The organism is Marinococcus sp. LNHM3E3-2.2 (genome assembly GCF_056034385.1).
On the sequence record NZ_JBQLIC010000003.1, the window covers coordinates 154065 to 169123 of the forward strand.

A 15059-nucleotide genomic window follows, 5' to 3' on the forward strand; every position below is an offset into this window, starting at 1 on the left:
ATTTCTTCGTTTCTATTCCTTTTGCCGGAAGAAATGAAACGAAATTCCAAAATGGAAAAATATCACTTGAAAGAAGGAAAAGCATATGCAGTACGAAACAAGTGAACTCCGCTCCGAACGATTGACGACCGGGCTTTTGTTCTGGTCAGGGCTGATTGTGATGTCGAGTTTGTACATGACAATACCGCTGATACCAACTTTTTCGGAAGCATTTCGCATTTCTGCCGGGGAAGCTGCCTGGGCAGGGAGTGTTTTTTCCATCTTTTTTGCAGCTGGCTGCCTGCTGTACGGACCGTTATCGGAACGGGCGGGGAGAAAACGTACGATCGTAACGGGTCTGCTTGTGCTCGCTGTTGTCACCCTGCTGATCGGTTGGGTGCCGACCTTTTCTGCTCTGCTTATCGGCCGGGCTCTCCAGGGACTCGCGGCGGCTTCATTTTCTCCAGTGGCTCTCGCTTACATTGGAGATATGTTTGCACCGGCTAAGAGAGGTTCGGTTATCGGGTTTATCAGCGCCGGCTTTTTAATTGCCGGGATTTTCGGGCAGACGTGGAGCAGTGCCGCCATTCAGGCAGCCAGCTGGCACTGGGCCTTTTTGCTGCTCGGTGTTGTGTATGTGCTCACCTTTATTTTAATGTGGCGTCTGCTTCCGGTAGATCCGTCGAAAGGAAAAACGGGCAGTAAGCCGTCTTTTTTCTCGCAGCTGCAGACGGCGGCCAGAAACAAGAGCCTGCTGCTCTGCTTTATCGTCACTTTTTCGGTGCTGATGGTTTTTGTGGGGATGTATTCTTCGCTCGGGCAGTACCTGCAGAGCGCATTCCAACTAAGCCAGGGCGACATTTTATACGTCCGGGCCACGGGGCTGCTAGGCATCAGTGTTGCTTTTTTCACAGGGAAATGGAGCAGGCATGTCGGCACTCCGTTTATCCTTCGCGCCGGTCTCGGTATCGGAGCGCTCTCACTTTTGCTGATGATCGCGACCGACAGCTTATGGCTGCTTGTAACATGGAGCGTACTGTTTACGGTCGGAGCTGGTTTAATCGTTCCTGCGATTATTGCGCTCATCAACCAGGTGGGTGCTGAAGTGAGAGGGGTTGCAACGTCGCTGTATACATTTATTTTATTTATCGGTGCCAGTATCGGGCCGGTGCTCAGCACCGCAGTAAGCCAGGCTGTGTCTGTCGAATGGGCCTTCGGTGTTCTCGCTTTGATTTACACTGCCAGCTTTGTAACAGCTTTAGGAATACGTGTGCCAAAGCAGTAAAGAAGTCGTTAAACGGCTTCTTTTTCATTTTATGTGAATTTATTTAACATATTTTTTCTTCTGAATAGGTTTTATCGAAAAAATACGTAGGAATAATATAAACAAGAAAGGGTAATGATAGAAAATATGACAAAGTAATTTCTATATCACCCTCTAATTACTCGAAATTTTCAGAAAATAATGATATGATAAAAATCCAAGCAGGAACACAATAAAAGATATATTTAGATAATCCAGATAAATAGGAGTGGTGAACATGGTTAAAAGCAGTACGAAGCGCTATTTGAAATCCCTACGTTTGACGGTGGAGGAACCTTCTTTTTCTTATCTGGCCAAAATTATGAACGCTCACTTGTTTACTTTTCCATTTGAAAATGCGAGCAAACTAATATACCACCGGGAAAATTCCTGGAAAAATTACACGCCGGACACGCAGAGCTTTGTCGATAATTTCGAAAAATACAAGTTCGGCGGAACGTGTTTTACCATTAATCAGAAGGTGGCGGCTATACTTCAGGATTTAGGCTTTGATGCTTACAACATTAACATGGGTCCGGAACACATTGCGACTGTTGTCAGGCTGCAGGGCGAGCGTATTCTCGTGGACTGTGCCGTTTCGGCACCGATTTTTTCACCGGTGCGCCTGGAGAGGTCCGACCGGAATATTTATATGTATCATGATGAAAAAATTGTCATCAGTCCGGTGGATAAAGAAAACCAGTTGTATGAATTTAAACGATATATAAAAGGGACGCTGACAAAAGATCAGTGGGTATTTAACGCTGACCAGCCGAGAAGCCAGAAATATCTTAACGATATGGTAGAGCATTCCCACCGGGAAGACGCTATGTTTATGTCGCTGTTGAGACTGCAGATGTGGCAGCCAACGCGAAACATTACGCTGAAAAATAACCGGATGCGCATTTATCATCCAGACGGAACTACGGAAAAAAGAGATCTGCAGTCGATTGAAGAAATCGAAGAAGTGGTTCAGCATGAATTCGGACTCGGAAAGCTGCCTGTGCGAAAAGCGATCGAATATCTCGAAGCTAAAGGGATAGACGTATTCGCCTCCTTAAATAAAGAAGAAGCATCTTAAGTGAAACCGGCGCTGTCTGCGCCGGTTTTTTTGTTTGAAGACGGTTGCGGGCGGTTATCTGTATCGCATATGATAGACAGACAATATTAACACAGGGCAGGTGTCTGGATTGAATAACGCGATTGCTGAGGTGAAACTGGTACCCTTTAAGCGGGAGCATTATGACAGGTTAATCGAGTGGGTGCCGTCGGCCGATTTTTTAAAGCAGTGGAGCGGAGAAGCTTTTACATACCCGCTGAATGCAGAGCAGCTCGATGATTACCGCAGACAGCAGGAGGGAGATAATCCTAAACGGCTTGTCTATACTGCCCTGCATCAAACGACAGGTGTCCCCGTCGGTCACATATCGCTTGGGGCCATTAACTACCACGATCGTTCCGGGCGGATAGGCAAGGTGCTCGTGGGAGAGGAAACGATGCGCGGTGTGGGTCTCGGGCAGTGGATGGTCCGGGAGGTGTGCCGGATCGCTTTTGACGAATTGCAGCTGCACCGGGTGGCGCTCGGAGTTTTTGATTTTAACGCTTCCGCTTTGCGCTGCTATGAGCGTGCCGGCTTTCAGCGCGAGGGGGTAAAACGGGATCTTCGTCTTGTAGGAAACACCTATTGGTCTCTTGTGGAGATGAGCATGCTCGAAGAGGAGTGGGAGAAGCTGCGTTAATTCCCCTGCCGGTGGTTACCGCATTTCTGGAAATTTTGCGGTAAAAGGTTCATAATAAAATGACAGGAGCCATCTGCGCTCGTGTCTTTTTTATAGGCGGGCAGCAGAAGCTTGATTATGGCTTGGAGGGAAGCGCATGGAGAAAAAACCATCTGTACTGGTAATGGTTTCTGTAGAGGCAGAAAAAGAAGCCCTGCAGGCAGCAGTGGAGGCAGAAGACGCCTGGGAGGTGCAGGTAGGCGGTGTCGGAGCAGCACAGATGAGTGTCCGGACATCGCTGCTGCTTGCTGAACAAGACTATGATCTAGTTATAAACGCCGGTATTGCGGGTGCATTTCCGGATAAAGCCTGGCTGGGTGATATTGTGGCAGCCAGCGAAATCGTCGCCGCGGATATGGGGGCAGAAACAGAGGAAGGATTTGCTCCGCTGGAAAAGCTTGGGCTGGGGCCGACACGTTTCCAGGCAGAAAAAAAATACACGCCTGAGTTAGTCCGGCGTCTTGCGGAACAGGGGATTTCAGCTGTTGAAGCCCCGGTGCTTTCTGTGTCAACCGTAACCGGTACACAGGCAACGGTGAATCAGCGGGCGTTTTTATATGAAGATGCTGCGGCAGAAGCAATGGAGGGCTACGGCGTGGCAGTGGCCGCCAGCTATTTCGGAATTCCGGTAATGGAATTACGCGCCATATCAAATGAAGTCGGGCCAAGAGACAGGGACGCCTGGAACATACCGGGAGCACTGGATTCTCTGCGATCGGCTGTACTTATATTGCAGGAGGTTACATCATCATGAAAATAGCTTTTTCCCCGTGTCCGAACGACACGTTCGTGTTCCATGCCTGGACGCATGGATTGTTAAAAGATACAGAAGCTCCGGAGGTCACATTTGCAGACATTGATATCACTAACCATTGGGCTGCAAACAAAGAAGGGCCGGAAGTGATGAAAATTTCCTACGCGGCTCTTCCGTGGGTGCTTGAAGATTATGCTCTTCTTCCGAGCGGTGGTGCCCTTGGGTACGGCTGCGGCCCTTTAGTATTAACAAAAGGCGAAAAAACGCCCGAGCATTTGATCGGAAAAACGGTAGCGGTTCCGAGTGAACGGTCCACAGCTTATCTGCTGTTTCGTTTATGGGCATCCAAAGTGATTCCTGAAGGTGTTGGAGAAATTAAAGTGATGCCTTTCGATGATATTATGCCGGCAGTCCGGGACGGCGAAATAGATGCCGGCCTTGTCATTCATGAAGCCAGATTCACGTACCATAATTATGGCCTGTCGCTTGTAGAGGATATGGGCAGCTGGTGGGAAAGGGACACGGGATTCCCAATTCCGCTTGGAGCGATCATTGCCCGCCGCCATTTAGATACGCAGGCGCTCGCAGATAATGCCCGGCGCTCTGTGGAATACGCCTGGGAGCACCCGGAGGCATCAAGTGATTTTGTCATGGAAAACGCTCAGGAGATGTCACCGGAGGTGGCTCAGTCCCACATCGAGCTGTATGTTAACGAATTCACCCGCAAGCTTGGTGAGGACGGGTACGCCGCTGTGGAAACCCTGCTTGGACGAGCGATGGAAGAAGAATTAATCCCTTCCTTTGATCTGAAAAAAATCAGGCTGTATTAAACAAAGAAGCTTCACCTGGAAACAGGCGGAGCTTCTTATATATCTGCAGTTTTCATTTTCCTCGCTGCCAAGGCGGCGCGGAGGCTGTGAAGAATCATGCCTGCGAGCACGAGCGCAATGCCGGAGAACGTCAAGGCCGAAGGTGCTGCTGTATGAAGCAGAAGCATTTCACCGATAAGGGCAAACAGCACTTCCCCAGACTGAGTCGCTTCGACTCCAGCTAATTTAGCAGTATCGTTTTTCACTAGTTCTGTGGCGTAAAAAAACAGGACAGTAGCAATGATTCCGGAGGAAACAGCAACGATGAAGGACTGGGAAATCTGAGACCTGCCGGGAAGTCCGTGTACGGAAGCTCCATACAATGCTAAAATAATCCAAAAGGGCATGCTCGCAATAGTCATGCCAAGCACCCGCTGGAAAGTAGTGAGTCCGTTTCCGGCCACGTGCATCATTTTCCGGTTGCCAAGCGGATAGGCAAAGGCAGCCAGCAGAAGGGGAAGAACACAGAGCCAGACATTCAGTAGCGGCACCGCTGAAGCATGTTCAGCCTGCATAATAAACACTCCCGCAAGAATCACTAAAGAGATTAGTACGCTCTGGAGCGGGATGCGCTGCTTCGATCCGGATGTTTTATGTAAAAAAGGCACAAGCAGCGACCCGGCAATGATGGTAATTTGAAAAGTGGCGGCGACAAGCCAGCCAGGACCATAGACGGTGGAAAAGGCTATGGGGGCGTAAAAGAGTCCAAAACCGACTGTGCTCCAAAGAAGCCACTCGGAAGGACGGGCGCGGAGATGATGAAAGACGGGGCGAAGCCGTTTCTGTGCTCCGACGATTGCGATAAGCATGGGCAGCATAAAAAAATAACGAAGCGACGCGCTCCAGGTCCAGTGGCCGCCGGAAAGCTCCATCGAACGGTTCAAAACAAATGTGACAGAAAAAAAGAGGGCTGCTGTAAGGCCCAGCAAAATAGCTTTCATTTATGAGGACCACCTTCAATATAATATTTGGTTATTGTACCACAGCTAAAAATTTTTCCCAATATTCTGTTGAATAAAAATGGCGGCACACTGTGCTTATGAAAAAAATCAGGTAAAGAAAGCAGGTGGAGTATGAAGTACCCTGAAGCTCTAAAAAAGGGAGATACCATTTATGTAACAGCTCCGTCGAGCGGAGTACCTGCGTCTTTACACGGGGTGCTTCAGCAGGCAGTAGAAAAAGTCCGTACGAGAGGGTTTCACGTACGGGTGGGAGAAACGGCCTGGAGGCAGCAAAAGGCAGCAAGTACAGATCGTTTTCAAAGAGCTGAGGAGTTGATGATGGCACTGGCAGACCCGGAGGTACAAGTAGTGATGCCTCCGTGGGGAGGGGAAAGAATTATAGATATTCTGCCCCTGCTGGAATGGGAATGGCTTCGTGAACTGCCGCCCACCTGGATACTAGGATACTCTGATACGAGTACACTTGCCTTTGCCTACACGATGATGACCGGAACGGCTTCGGCTCATGGCACGAATCTGTTTGATCTGGCTGCGCCTATCTGGGACGACGTGACAAAAAAATGGGAACGGGCTTTAAAAGCTCCGCTGGGCGAAGCCATTTATCAGCACTCAAGCTCGTATTATCAGTCGTCCTGGAAGAAGGCGTTTGAGCAGCCCGGCTCAGGATTTGTGCTCGATACAAAGACGTCCTGGAAGCATCTTGAAGGGGCGAATACGGATGAATTGAGTGGTCGTCTGCTCGGCGGTTGCCTGAATACGCTCCCGCGTCTTGTCGGCACTCCTCTGGACCGGGTACAGGAGTGGCGTTCAGAAAAAGTCATTTGGTACCTGGAATCTACAGGCATGGATGCAGCAGAAATGCACCGCTCCCTCTGGCAGCTGCAGCAGGCCGGGTGGCTGGACAACGCTGCCGGCATACTTCTGGGCCGGCCCGAAGGATACAATGATACAGAAGGTTTTACCATGGAGGACAGCCTGAAGGAGCTGTTCGGCGGCCGCCTTCCTGTCTGGTATGACGCTGATATTGGCCACATGCCCCCGCAGTGGACGTTTATTAACGGGGCATTTGCAAACCTTCGTTTTGACCGGGGCCAGGCTGAGATGACCATGAGAAAATCATAGAGGGAGGGACCATCGTGCAGCTAGAAAGCAGCCGGCTGCTTTTAAGGCCTTTTTCGGAAAAAGATATAGATGTATTAGCAGAGCTTGCCAACAACTACCGTATTGCAAAAACGACCCTGGAGCTCCCCTACCCGTATACAGAGGAAGATGCACGGTGGTGGATCGGACATCATCCAGCCTGGATGGAAGAAGGCTCCCGTTTCCCGTTTGCTGTTACTAAAAAAGATGAAGATGAATTAATGGGAAACATTACGGTGCGCGTGCAGCCTGAATACCGCCGCGGCGAGCTTGGGTACTGGCTCGGGGCGGATTACTGGGGGAACGGTTATATGAGTGAAGCAGCGGCGCTGGTACGCGACTTCAGCTTCCACACATTAAAAACGAACCGGCTGACAGCTCCTGTTATGAGTAAAAATCAGGCTTCGGCCGGAGTGTTAAAGCGAATCGGCATGCGTTATGAAGGCACGCTGCGCCAGGACGTCTGGAAATGGAGCCGCTACGAGGATGTCGATGTGTACGGTATGACTGCTGATGACTGGAAGGAAGCATAAAACAAGCACTGCCGTATCGGCAGCGCTTGTCAGCTTTTTAACAGAAACACATTATCGTCTTCATCGCGAAAGCTTGCATAAGTAATTCCATTTATCTCTGTTGGTTCTTCATCAAAAACAATATTTTGGGCTTTCATCCACTGGTAGGAGGCGTGCACGTTGTCGCATTCAAAAACAATTGATGGCTTCAGCTCCTGCCAGTTCATAACGTAGGATTTAGGGTAGATAGCCAGTGCTGTTTCCGCTCCAGGGGCTGCTACCTCGAGCCGGTACGCGTTTGGCCCAAGCGGGTCTTCGCGCCGGACCTCAAATCCTATTTTTTCTGTCCAAAATTCTTTTGCCCGCTGCTGATCTTCTACATATACAGCCGTAGAGGCAATTTTTCCTATCATGTTTATACTCTCCTTTAGACGCACTGTTTTATTATACCAACTGCATGCAAAATTCCAAGGGAAATTATTTCCGGCAGTTCTTTTGAAATGGACTCTGGCGGGGAATACGTATAAAATATTCGAAAAAAGGAGACTGTATACTATGCATGAACTGCATCCAGATGATCTGCCGGTAAAAGAAGTGTATAAGCTATTGACCGGTTCGGTCATCCCCCGCCCGATAGCCTTTGTCACCACAATGGCAGAAGACGAAACATTAAACGCAGCACCGTTCAGCTTTTTTAATGCGGTAAGTCCGGACCCGCCGGTATTAATGATATCTATTACGAGAAAAGAAGGGAAACCAAAGGACAGTGCAAAAAATATTTTAGATCGCGGGGAATTGGTGGTACACATAAGCGATGAAGGTATTGTAGAGGATTTAAACATTACAGCAGCCACGCTCCCGCCGGAGGAAAATGAACTCGAGCACACTGTTCTACATACGGTGCCGAGCAGAATGGTGGAAGTACCGGGTATCGAAGAAGCAAATATCCGCTTTGAATGCCGGCTGCATAAGCACGTACCGCTTCAAAATGCTGAAGGAAAAATTACTCAGGATGTCATATTTGCAGAAATTATATGTATCCATGTTTCCGAGGGCGTATATGACAGTGAACACAATTATATTCTTCCCGATAAGCTGAAGCCGGTCGCACGTCTGGCAGGAAATGATTATTCCAAGCTTGGGGAATTGTTTACGCTTGAACGCCCGAAATAAAAAAAGGCCGCACCTGTTGCCGTAAAGCGAACAGGCGCGGCCTTTTTTATTAAATCGAAGCTGTAGTGGCGGTTGATTGTTTTTGTACCTCTTTAATGAGCTCATAGGAACGAAGGCGTTTCGTCTGATCGTACACACTGCCGCTGATCATAATTTCATGAACCGGAACGCTCGAAGAAAAATCTTCGAGCTGCTGGCGTACGGATTCTGGTCCGCCCTGGATCGTGCCGGCGTCCCAGCGTGCCATCATCGCTTTTTCCTGGGACGTCCAGAGTGCGTCCATATCTTCTACCGGTGGCTGTATTTTCCCCGGACGATTGCGTATTAAGCTGAGAAACTGCTGTTTCATTGTAGTACCAAGGTAGTCGGCTTCCTCATCTGTTTCCCCGGCGATCACATTGATCCCGGTCATGGCATAGGGTTCATCCAGTACCTCAGACGGCTGGAAAGAATCCAAATACAGCTGCAGGGCTGCTTTCATATTCTCGGCTGCAAAGTGGCCGGCGAATGCATACGGAAGCCCCAACTGTCCGGCAAGCTGGGCACTGAATCCGCTGGAGCCAAGCAGCCAGATTGGAATATCCAGGCCTGCGCCCGGCACGGCTTTTACCTGCGGAGGGATGGCCATATTAGCTGGATCCTGGAAATACCTCTGCAGCTCTTCAAGACGGGCTGGAAAGTCTTCTCCGCTGTTTACATGACGGCGGAGGGCTGCAGCTGTCGTTTGATCTGTCCCCGGCGCCCGTCCGAGACCTAAATCAATGCGTCCCGGATACAGGCTTTCGAGTGTGCCGAACTGTTCAGCAATCGCGAGCGGGGCGTGGTTCGGAAGCATAATACCTCCCGAGCCAAGACGGATGCTTGACGTTCCTCCGGCCAGGTAGCTGAGTAGTACAGAAGTAGCCGAGCTCGCGATCCCTTCCATGTTATGGTGCTCAGCGACCCATAAGCGGTTGTAGCCGAGTTTTTCGGCATGCTGAGTCAGCTCGAGGCTTTTTGCAAATGAATCTCCCGCTGTTTCCCCTTCGTTTACCGGGGATAAATTTAATACTGAAAGAGGCATATCTTTAAATGCTGGCATGAAAATCTCTCCTTTATATGACACGTCCTGCTGGTAATTGGGTCATAGAAAATTATACACCTCCTGCGTATTGTTATTCAAAAAAGGTGCTCATTACTGAAAAATTCTCTAGTATAATAAAGTCATCTGGGCTTTAAAGCCAGGGGGAGGGCGAAAATGCATGAATATTGTTTTATCCGGGTTTGGGGCTGTTGGACAAGCAGCGGTCCGTGTATTGATGAATAAAGAAAAAGAATGGGAGCGCATGTACGGGGTACATATAAAAATTACTGCTGTGCTCGACCGAAGCGGGGCTGTAGTGCATAGCGGCGGACTGGATCTAAAACAACTGCTGGAAGTAAAAGAGGAAACCGGCCGTGTGGATGACGGCTCGCTGCCGCCAAGAAATGTAGACCAGCTGTGGGCGGACAGCCAGGCTGATATATTCATTGATGCAGCAGAAACTGATATATTAACCGGAGGATCGGGCCTGCCGCTCATACAGTCATCGTTAAAGCATGGGGTGGACGTGGTCTGCGTCAGTAAAGGAGCGCTTGCCTATGCCTGGGACGATCTGCACGAGCTTGCTGAAGCGTCCGGAAGATCAATAAAATACAGCGGAGCGGCAGCTGCTGCTCTCCCGACTGTGGACACAGCTCTGTACAGCTTAGCCGGAGCGGAAATACATACAATCGAAGGACTGCTGAACGGAACCAGCAATATGATTGCGACAAGGATCGCGGCTGAAAATATTACGCTGCAGGAGGCGTGGGAAACAGCAAAAAAGGAAGGTAAAGCCGAGGCAGACCCCTCTGAGGACATCGGGGGAAAAGATACGGCGCTGAAGATGTATTTTCTGACCAAAGCCTGCCTTGCGAAGGAAGTAACCTGGAAAAGTATTGCGGTGCGTGGTCTGGACCAGCTCTCCGAGGCTGAATGGAAGCAGGCGGAGCAGGGGAAATCAAAGTGGAAACTAGTTGGGAAAGCGCAAAAGACAGCGGATGGAGCCACGGTTTCCATCGAACCCAGGCTGCTTCCAGTGGAGCATCCTTTTTTCAACGTTGACGGTGCCGAGAAAGCAGTGCTTTTTTCCACAGATACGATGGGAAGGCTCCTCGTTTCCGGAGGCGCGTCCTCTCCAACAGGAGCAGCCGCTGCAGCATGGAAAGATGTTATTCATCTTGTACGTGAAAGAGCCTGATAAAAGGCTCTTTTTTACGTTTGAATGGCTGAAAAGTCCTATGTAAGTAATAGGAGGAATGTCGTTTCTGAATTTAGAAATAATTTCTAAATTAGAAGTTTGTTTTTAATCAAAAAAGGCATTTGCTACTAAAAGCATAAGTAGACATAGAAAGAAAAGATGACAAACGTATAAAGAAATGGAAAAATGAAAGTGCATACACTAAAAAGGAGATGAAGAAATGAATACATATACGATTGCGTCAATTGCAGGAGATGGAATAGGCAAAGAAGTTGTACCGGCTGCATGGAGAGTGTTAAAAACGCTTGAGAGAGTGCAGGGAGACTTTGAGCTTCGTGTCACAGAATTTCCATGGAGCTGCGATTACTATATTGAGCATGGAAGAATGATGCCAGAGGATGGGCTGGAGCAGCTTGAAGTTTTTGACGCCGTGTTTTTAGGAGCGGTCGGTCATCCGGATCTCGTTCCGGATCATATTTCTCTGTGGGGGCTTTTAATTAATATTCGCCGCGGCTTCGAGCAGCAGATCAATGTCCGGCCGTCCCGCCAGTTTGAAGGGCTTGCTTCTCCGCTTGCGAATCCGAACCAGTTCAATCTAATGGTGGTCAGAGAGAACAGCGAGGGTGAGTACAGCGAAGTCGGAGGACGAATGTACAGAGGGGAAGACGAAATTGCGATTCAAAACAACGTATTTTCCAAAAAAGCAGTAAAGGCAGCCATGGAATATGCCTTTCAGCTGGCAAAAGACCGCAGCGGGCATGTAACTTCTGCAACGAAATCCAATGGGATTGTGTTTTCGATGCCATTTTGGGATGAAGTGTTTAACGAGGTGAAGGAAAGCCATCCTGAAATAAAGACCAGGGCAGAGCACATTGACGCTCTGGCAGCAGCCTTTGTTACCAAGCCGGAGACAATGGATGTTATTGTCGGAAGCAACTTATTCGGAGATATTTTGACAGACATTGGCGCCGCTTTGATGGGGAGCATTGGTATTGCGCCGGCCGCCAATATTAATATAAATGGAAAATATCCATCTATGTTTGAGCCGGTGCATGGATCCGCCCCGGATATTGAAGGGCAGGGACTGGCAAATCCAATCGGCCAGCTGTGGACAGCTCAAATGATGCTTGAGCATCTCGGAGAAAACAAGGCAGCGCAAACATTAATGAACGCTATGGAATATGTCATCAAAGAAGGAACGGTTACGAAAGATCTTGGAGGCAGGGCTTCTACGGAAGAGGTAGTAAAAGCAGTGGAAGAATATTTAACATCAGAAAAAGAAAAATAGGAATTAACTAATAGGCACTTAATAATAATTCAAATGTGCCTTCGCAGCATGCTAATCATGAAATTCCTTGATAGTTAACTAATTTTGATACTAAAGACACTTTAAATTTCCATATTATGATTATTTATCCCAATGTTACAGTTTCAATACAAATGTATTGAGTATATTGTCTATGCCCCCTGGCACTTATATACTACTTTATACACAACAGTAGAGTCAGGCATCGCAGCACATGATCAAATGGGGGGTGGATTCGCTCGGGCTTTTCGCATTGCGCTTATTCAGAGCAGCGGTACAAAAGTTTATAGCGAAAATGTATGAAAAAATATGCATATCCAGCAGCGATTGTTGCTGCGGCAACAGTAGTTTTTGCAGCTCCGACTGCAGCAGATGCTGCGTTAGGTGATCAAACACTACGTCAGGGCTCGAAGGGTTCGGAAGTTAAAGAACTGCAGGACTGGTTAAAGGGAAATGGCTATCATAACGGTTCGGTGGATGGGATATACGGACCGGCGACCGCAGGATCCGTGCAGGCCTTTCAGCGTTCAGCGGGTATCACCTCTGATGGTATAGCCGGATCGAATACATTTTCCAAAATGAGCTTAAACAAAAACCAAGCTTCGCCCGAAAAAAGCTCGAAAGATACTGGCAGTTCCTCCAGTTCATCTTCAAGTGTATTAAAGGCAGGTGCTTCAGGAAGCGATGTCCGGGATCTCCAGACAAAATTGAAAAGTAAAGGCTTTCATGCTGGATCGCTCGACGGAGAGTTCGGCCCGGCCACGAAGTCTTCAGTCATTGCGTTTCAAAAGGCAGCCGGGATCGGCGTTGACGGTGTAGCCGGCCCGAATACGTTCAAAGCGTTAAGCAGCTTTAAAGCCTCGGATAAAAATAATAATTCAAGTGCTGCCAAACCGGATACATCTTCTTCCGGCACCTCATCTAAAACGCTCCGTCAGGGAGATACGGGAAGCAATGTAAAAAGTATGCAGCAGACGCTTAAAAGCAAAGGATTTCTTTCGGGCACAGCGGACGGCCAGTTTGGTCCGCAGACAGCAGGGGCAGTAAAGGCCCTGCAGCGGGCAGCTGGTTTGAGCGCTGATGGCATCGTTGGTTCTAATACATGGAAAGCATTAAGCGATTCTTCGGTGAAAAGCGGCACGAGCTCCTCTCCGGAAAAAGTAAGCTCAGGCTCTTCAGGCAGTGTATCGGGACTGATAAATGCAGCGAAACAGTTTATAGGTGTGCCTTATGTATGGGGAGGTACGACGACAAGGGGGTTCGATTGCAGCGGATTCACCCAGTATGTATACAGGCAAAATGGAACGAGCCTTCCACGTACGGTGGCCCAGCAGTATGCTGCGAGTAAAAAAGTGTCAAGCCCGCAGGTAGGCGACATGGTATTTTTCACTACCTACAAAGCGGGAGCCTCGCACAATGGAATATATATTGGAAATAATCAATTCATTCACGCAGGATCCTCGACAGGCGTCACCATCAGCAGCATGAGTAATTCATACTGGGCTCCGCGCTACATCGGGGCCGGGAGCTTCTAAATTATACTTAGAGCACACCGTTCAGCAGAAACGGTGTGCTCTAATTCAGTCCGGCAGGGAAAGTTTATAAAATTACACGTATGAACAGAGGGTTACGTATTGTTTACAACTCTGTAATAGCCATTGTTCTGTCCGGGCCCCGTGCTTACAATAAAATAGGATCAGACGATAGAAAGCGTGGGATTGTAATGAAAAGAGGAATATCAGCGTTCATGCTCGCTGCTTTATTATTATTTGTACCTGCACAGGCCGATGCCTCTCTGGGGAGTGAAACGCTGCATCCAGGAGACCGGGGAGAAGAGGTGGAGGAGCTTCAGGAGGCTCTCCAGCAGGAAGGGTTTCACAGCGGGAAAACAGACGGGGTTTACGGTTCAGTCACCACCTCGTCGGTGAAAGCTTTCCAGAAGTATGAAGAACTAACTGCAGACGGGGTGGCCGGAGAGGCGACTCTCGAAAAGCTTTCCTGATGAAAAAAAGAAGCTGGGGCCATTTTGGCTCCAGCTTCTTTTTTTAGGAAAAAATACTGCTGATGTGTTCTACTTCTTCTTTCGTCAGTTCCACATCGGAGGTTTTCAGGTTATTGACTACTTGATCAGAGGTTTTGGCTCCTGGAATCAAAACGTCAACCGAAGGCTGATGCAGATACCAGGCGAGAACGACGTGGGCTGTTTCTTCGCCTTTTTGATCAGCGATTTTTTTCACTTCATTGACTTTACGGAGATTTTCTTTGAATGTTTCTCCCTGGAAATTAGGCTTTTGGGCACGGATATCGTTAAATGTCGTATTTTCATCATATTTTCCGGCTAACAGCCCGGATTCAAGTGGAAAATAAGGAACGAAGGTGATGTTGTTTTCTGCAGTGTATGGAAGAATGTCTTTTTCCACTTCACGGTTCAATAGGTTATATTCGGACTGTACTACGTCCACATACCCATTCTTATTTGCTTCCTTCAGCTGGTCCAGAGTGAAATTTGATACGCCGATGGAACGGATTTTTCCGGCTTCCTTCATTTCCTGCAGAGCACCGACGGCTTCATCTTTCGGTGTATCTTCATCCGGAAAATGAATATAAAACAAATCAATATAATCCGTTTGAAGGCGGCGGAGTGCGTCATCTACGGATTGTTTTAAAAATTCCGGAGAGTTGTCCATCACAGTGTCCCCATTATCGAGAAATTTATGGGCTGCTTTTGTCGCGATAACTACTTTTTCACGGGCGTTTTTTTCTTTTACTACTTCACCGACAAGTTCTTCTGAACGGCGCGGTCCGTAAATAAAAGCTGTATCCAGGAGAGCCACGCCGTTATCGATGGCAGTCGCGGTTAACGCTTTTCCCTGCTCCTCATCGAGCATGTCAGGATAAATATTATGTCCACCTACTGCGTTGGTTCCAAGGCCAAGAGGGTTTACAGTGACTTCAGATTTTCCAAGTGTTACACGATTCATTGCCATTTAAACGTCACTCCTTTGTAATTTCAGCACACTCT

At 48.4% G+C, this 15059-nt stretch carries 16 protein-coding genes; 12 read left to right on the top strand and 4 right to left on the bottom strand.

The window, feature by feature from the left end; all coding sequences use genetic code 11:
* Nucleotides 1-85 precede the first annotated feature (85 nt).
* The 5 genes from ACTRXF_RS05720 (at nt 86) to ACTRXF_RS05740 (ending at nt 4644) form a co-directional block, all read left to right on the top strand.
* On the top strand, nt 86-1264 hold the full coding sequence (locus tag ACTRXF_RS05720; RefSeq protein WP_474260980.1) for an MFS transporter: 1179 nt from the start codon (nt 86-88) through the stop codon (nt 1262-1264).
* Nucleotides 1265-1520: 256 nt separating this feature from the next.
* Complete coding sequence (locus ACTRXF_RS05725) at nt 1521-2363, top strand: arylamine N-acetyltransferase (RefSeq protein ID WP_474278260.1); 843 nt, start codon at nt 1521-1523, stop codon at nt 2361-2363.
* 109 nt (nt 2364-2472) lie between these two features.
* The gene (locus ACTRXF_RS05730; protein WP_474260982.1) at nt 2473-3021 is read left to right on the top strand and encodes a GNAT family N-acetyltransferase; all 549 of its coding nucleotides are present in this window, start codon (nt 2473-2475) and stop codon (nt 3019-3021) included.
* A 136-nt stretch (nt 3022-3157) separates the two neighbouring features.
* A complete protein-coding gene (locus ACTRXF_RS05735; protein WP_474260983.1) occupies nt 3158-3814 on the top strand; it encodes a futalosine hydrolase in 657 nt (218 codons plus the stop codon).
* Nucleotides 3811-4644: a 1,4-dihydroxy-6-naphthoate synthase gene (locus ACTRXF_RS05740; protein WP_474260984.1), complete on the top strand. Its 834-nt coding sequence runs from the start codon at nt 3811-3813 to the stop codon at nt 4642-4644. Before ACTRXF_RS05735 ends, ACTRXF_RS05740 begins: the two co-directional genes overlap by 4 nt.
* Before the next feature lie 35 nt (nt 4645-4679).
* Here the strand turns inward: ACTRXF_RS05740 and ACTRXF_RS05745 are convergent, their stop codons facing one another.
* Nucleotides 4680-5624: a DMT family transporter gene (locus ACTRXF_RS05745; RefSeq protein WP_474260985.1), complete on the bottom strand. Its 945-nt coding sequence runs from the start codon at nt 5622-5624 to the stop codon at nt 4680-4682.
* A gap of 132 nt (nt 5625-5756) precedes the next feature.
* Here ACTRXF_RS05745 and ACTRXF_RS05750 point away from each other — a divergent pair, with 132 nt between their 5' ends.
* Nucleotides 5757-6767: a S66 family peptidase gene (locus ACTRXF_RS05750; protein WP_474260986.1), complete on the top strand. Its 1011-nt coding sequence runs from the start codon at nt 5757-5759 to the stop codon at nt 6765-6767.
* A 14-nt stretch (nt 6768-6781) separates the two neighbouring features.
* Complete coding sequence (locus ACTRXF_RS05755) at nt 6782-7318, top strand: GNAT family N-acetyltransferase (protein ID WP_474278262.1); 537 nt, start codon at nt 6782-6784, stop codon at nt 7316-7318.
* Nucleotides 7319-7347: 29 nt separating this feature from the next.
* Here the strand turns inward: ACTRXF_RS05755 and ACTRXF_RS05760 are convergent, their stop codons facing one another.
* The gene (locus ACTRXF_RS05760) at nt 7348-7710 is read right to left on the bottom strand and encodes a VOC family protein (RefSeq protein WP_474260988.1); all 363 of its coding nucleotides are present in this window, start codon (nt 7708-7710) and stop codon (nt 7348-7350) included.
* A 142-nt stretch (nt 7711-7852) separates the two neighbouring features.
* Between ACTRXF_RS05760 and ACTRXF_RS05765 the strand changes: the two genes are divergently transcribed.
* Nucleotides 7853-8470, top strand: a complete 618-nt coding sequence (locus tag ACTRXF_RS05765; protein ID WP_474260989.1) for a flavin reductase family protein — start codon at nt 7853-7855, stop codon at nt 8468-8470.
* 49 nt (nt 8471-8519) lie between these two features.
* Here the strand turns inward: ACTRXF_RS05765 and ACTRXF_RS05770 are convergent, their stop codons facing one another.
* Nucleotides 8520-9551 (bottom strand): LLM class flavin-dependent oxidoreductase, encoded by a 1032-nt coding sequence (locus ACTRXF_RS05770; protein WP_474260990.1) that lies wholly within the window; start codon nt 9549-9551, stop codon nt 8520-8522.
* A gap of 160 nt (nt 9552-9711) precedes the next feature.
* Here ACTRXF_RS05770 and ACTRXF_RS05775 point away from each other — a divergent pair, with 160 nt between their 5' ends.
* The 4 genes from ACTRXF_RS05775 (at nt 9712) to ACTRXF_RS05790 (ending at nt 14039) form a co-directional block, all read left to right on the top strand.
* A complete protein-coding gene (locus ACTRXF_RS05775) occupies nt 9712-10731 on the top strand; it encodes a hypothetical protein (RefSeq protein ID WP_474260991.1) in 1020 nt (339 codons plus the stop codon).
* Nucleotides 10732-10951: 220 nt separating this feature from the next.
* Nucleotides 10952-12019 (top strand): tartrate dehydrogenase, encoded by a 1068-nt coding sequence (locus ACTRXF_RS05780; protein WP_474260992.1) that lies wholly within the window; start codon nt 10952-10954, stop codon nt 12017-12019.
* A gap of 317 nt (nt 12020-12336) precedes the next feature.
* The gene (locus ACTRXF_RS05785) at nt 12337-13572 is read left to right on the top strand and encodes a C40 family peptidase (protein WP_474260993.1); all 1236 of its coding nucleotides are present in this window, start codon (nt 12337-12339) and stop codon (nt 13570-13572) included.
* A gap of 188 nt (nt 13573-13760) precedes the next feature.
* Complete coding sequence (locus ACTRXF_RS05790) at nt 13761-14039, top strand: peptidoglycan-binding domain-containing protein (protein WP_474260994.1); 279 nt, start codon at nt 13761-13763, stop codon at nt 14037-14039.
* A gap of 43 nt (nt 14040-14082) precedes the next feature.
* Here ACTRXF_RS05790 and ACTRXF_RS05795 read toward each other — a convergent pair whose 3' ends face one another.
* On the bottom strand, nt 14083-15018 hold the full coding sequence (locus ACTRXF_RS05795; protein WP_474278382.1) for an aldo/keto reductase: 936 nt from the start codon (nt 15016-15018) through the stop codon (nt 14083-14085).
* Nucleotides 15019-15059 lie beyond the last annotated feature (41 nt).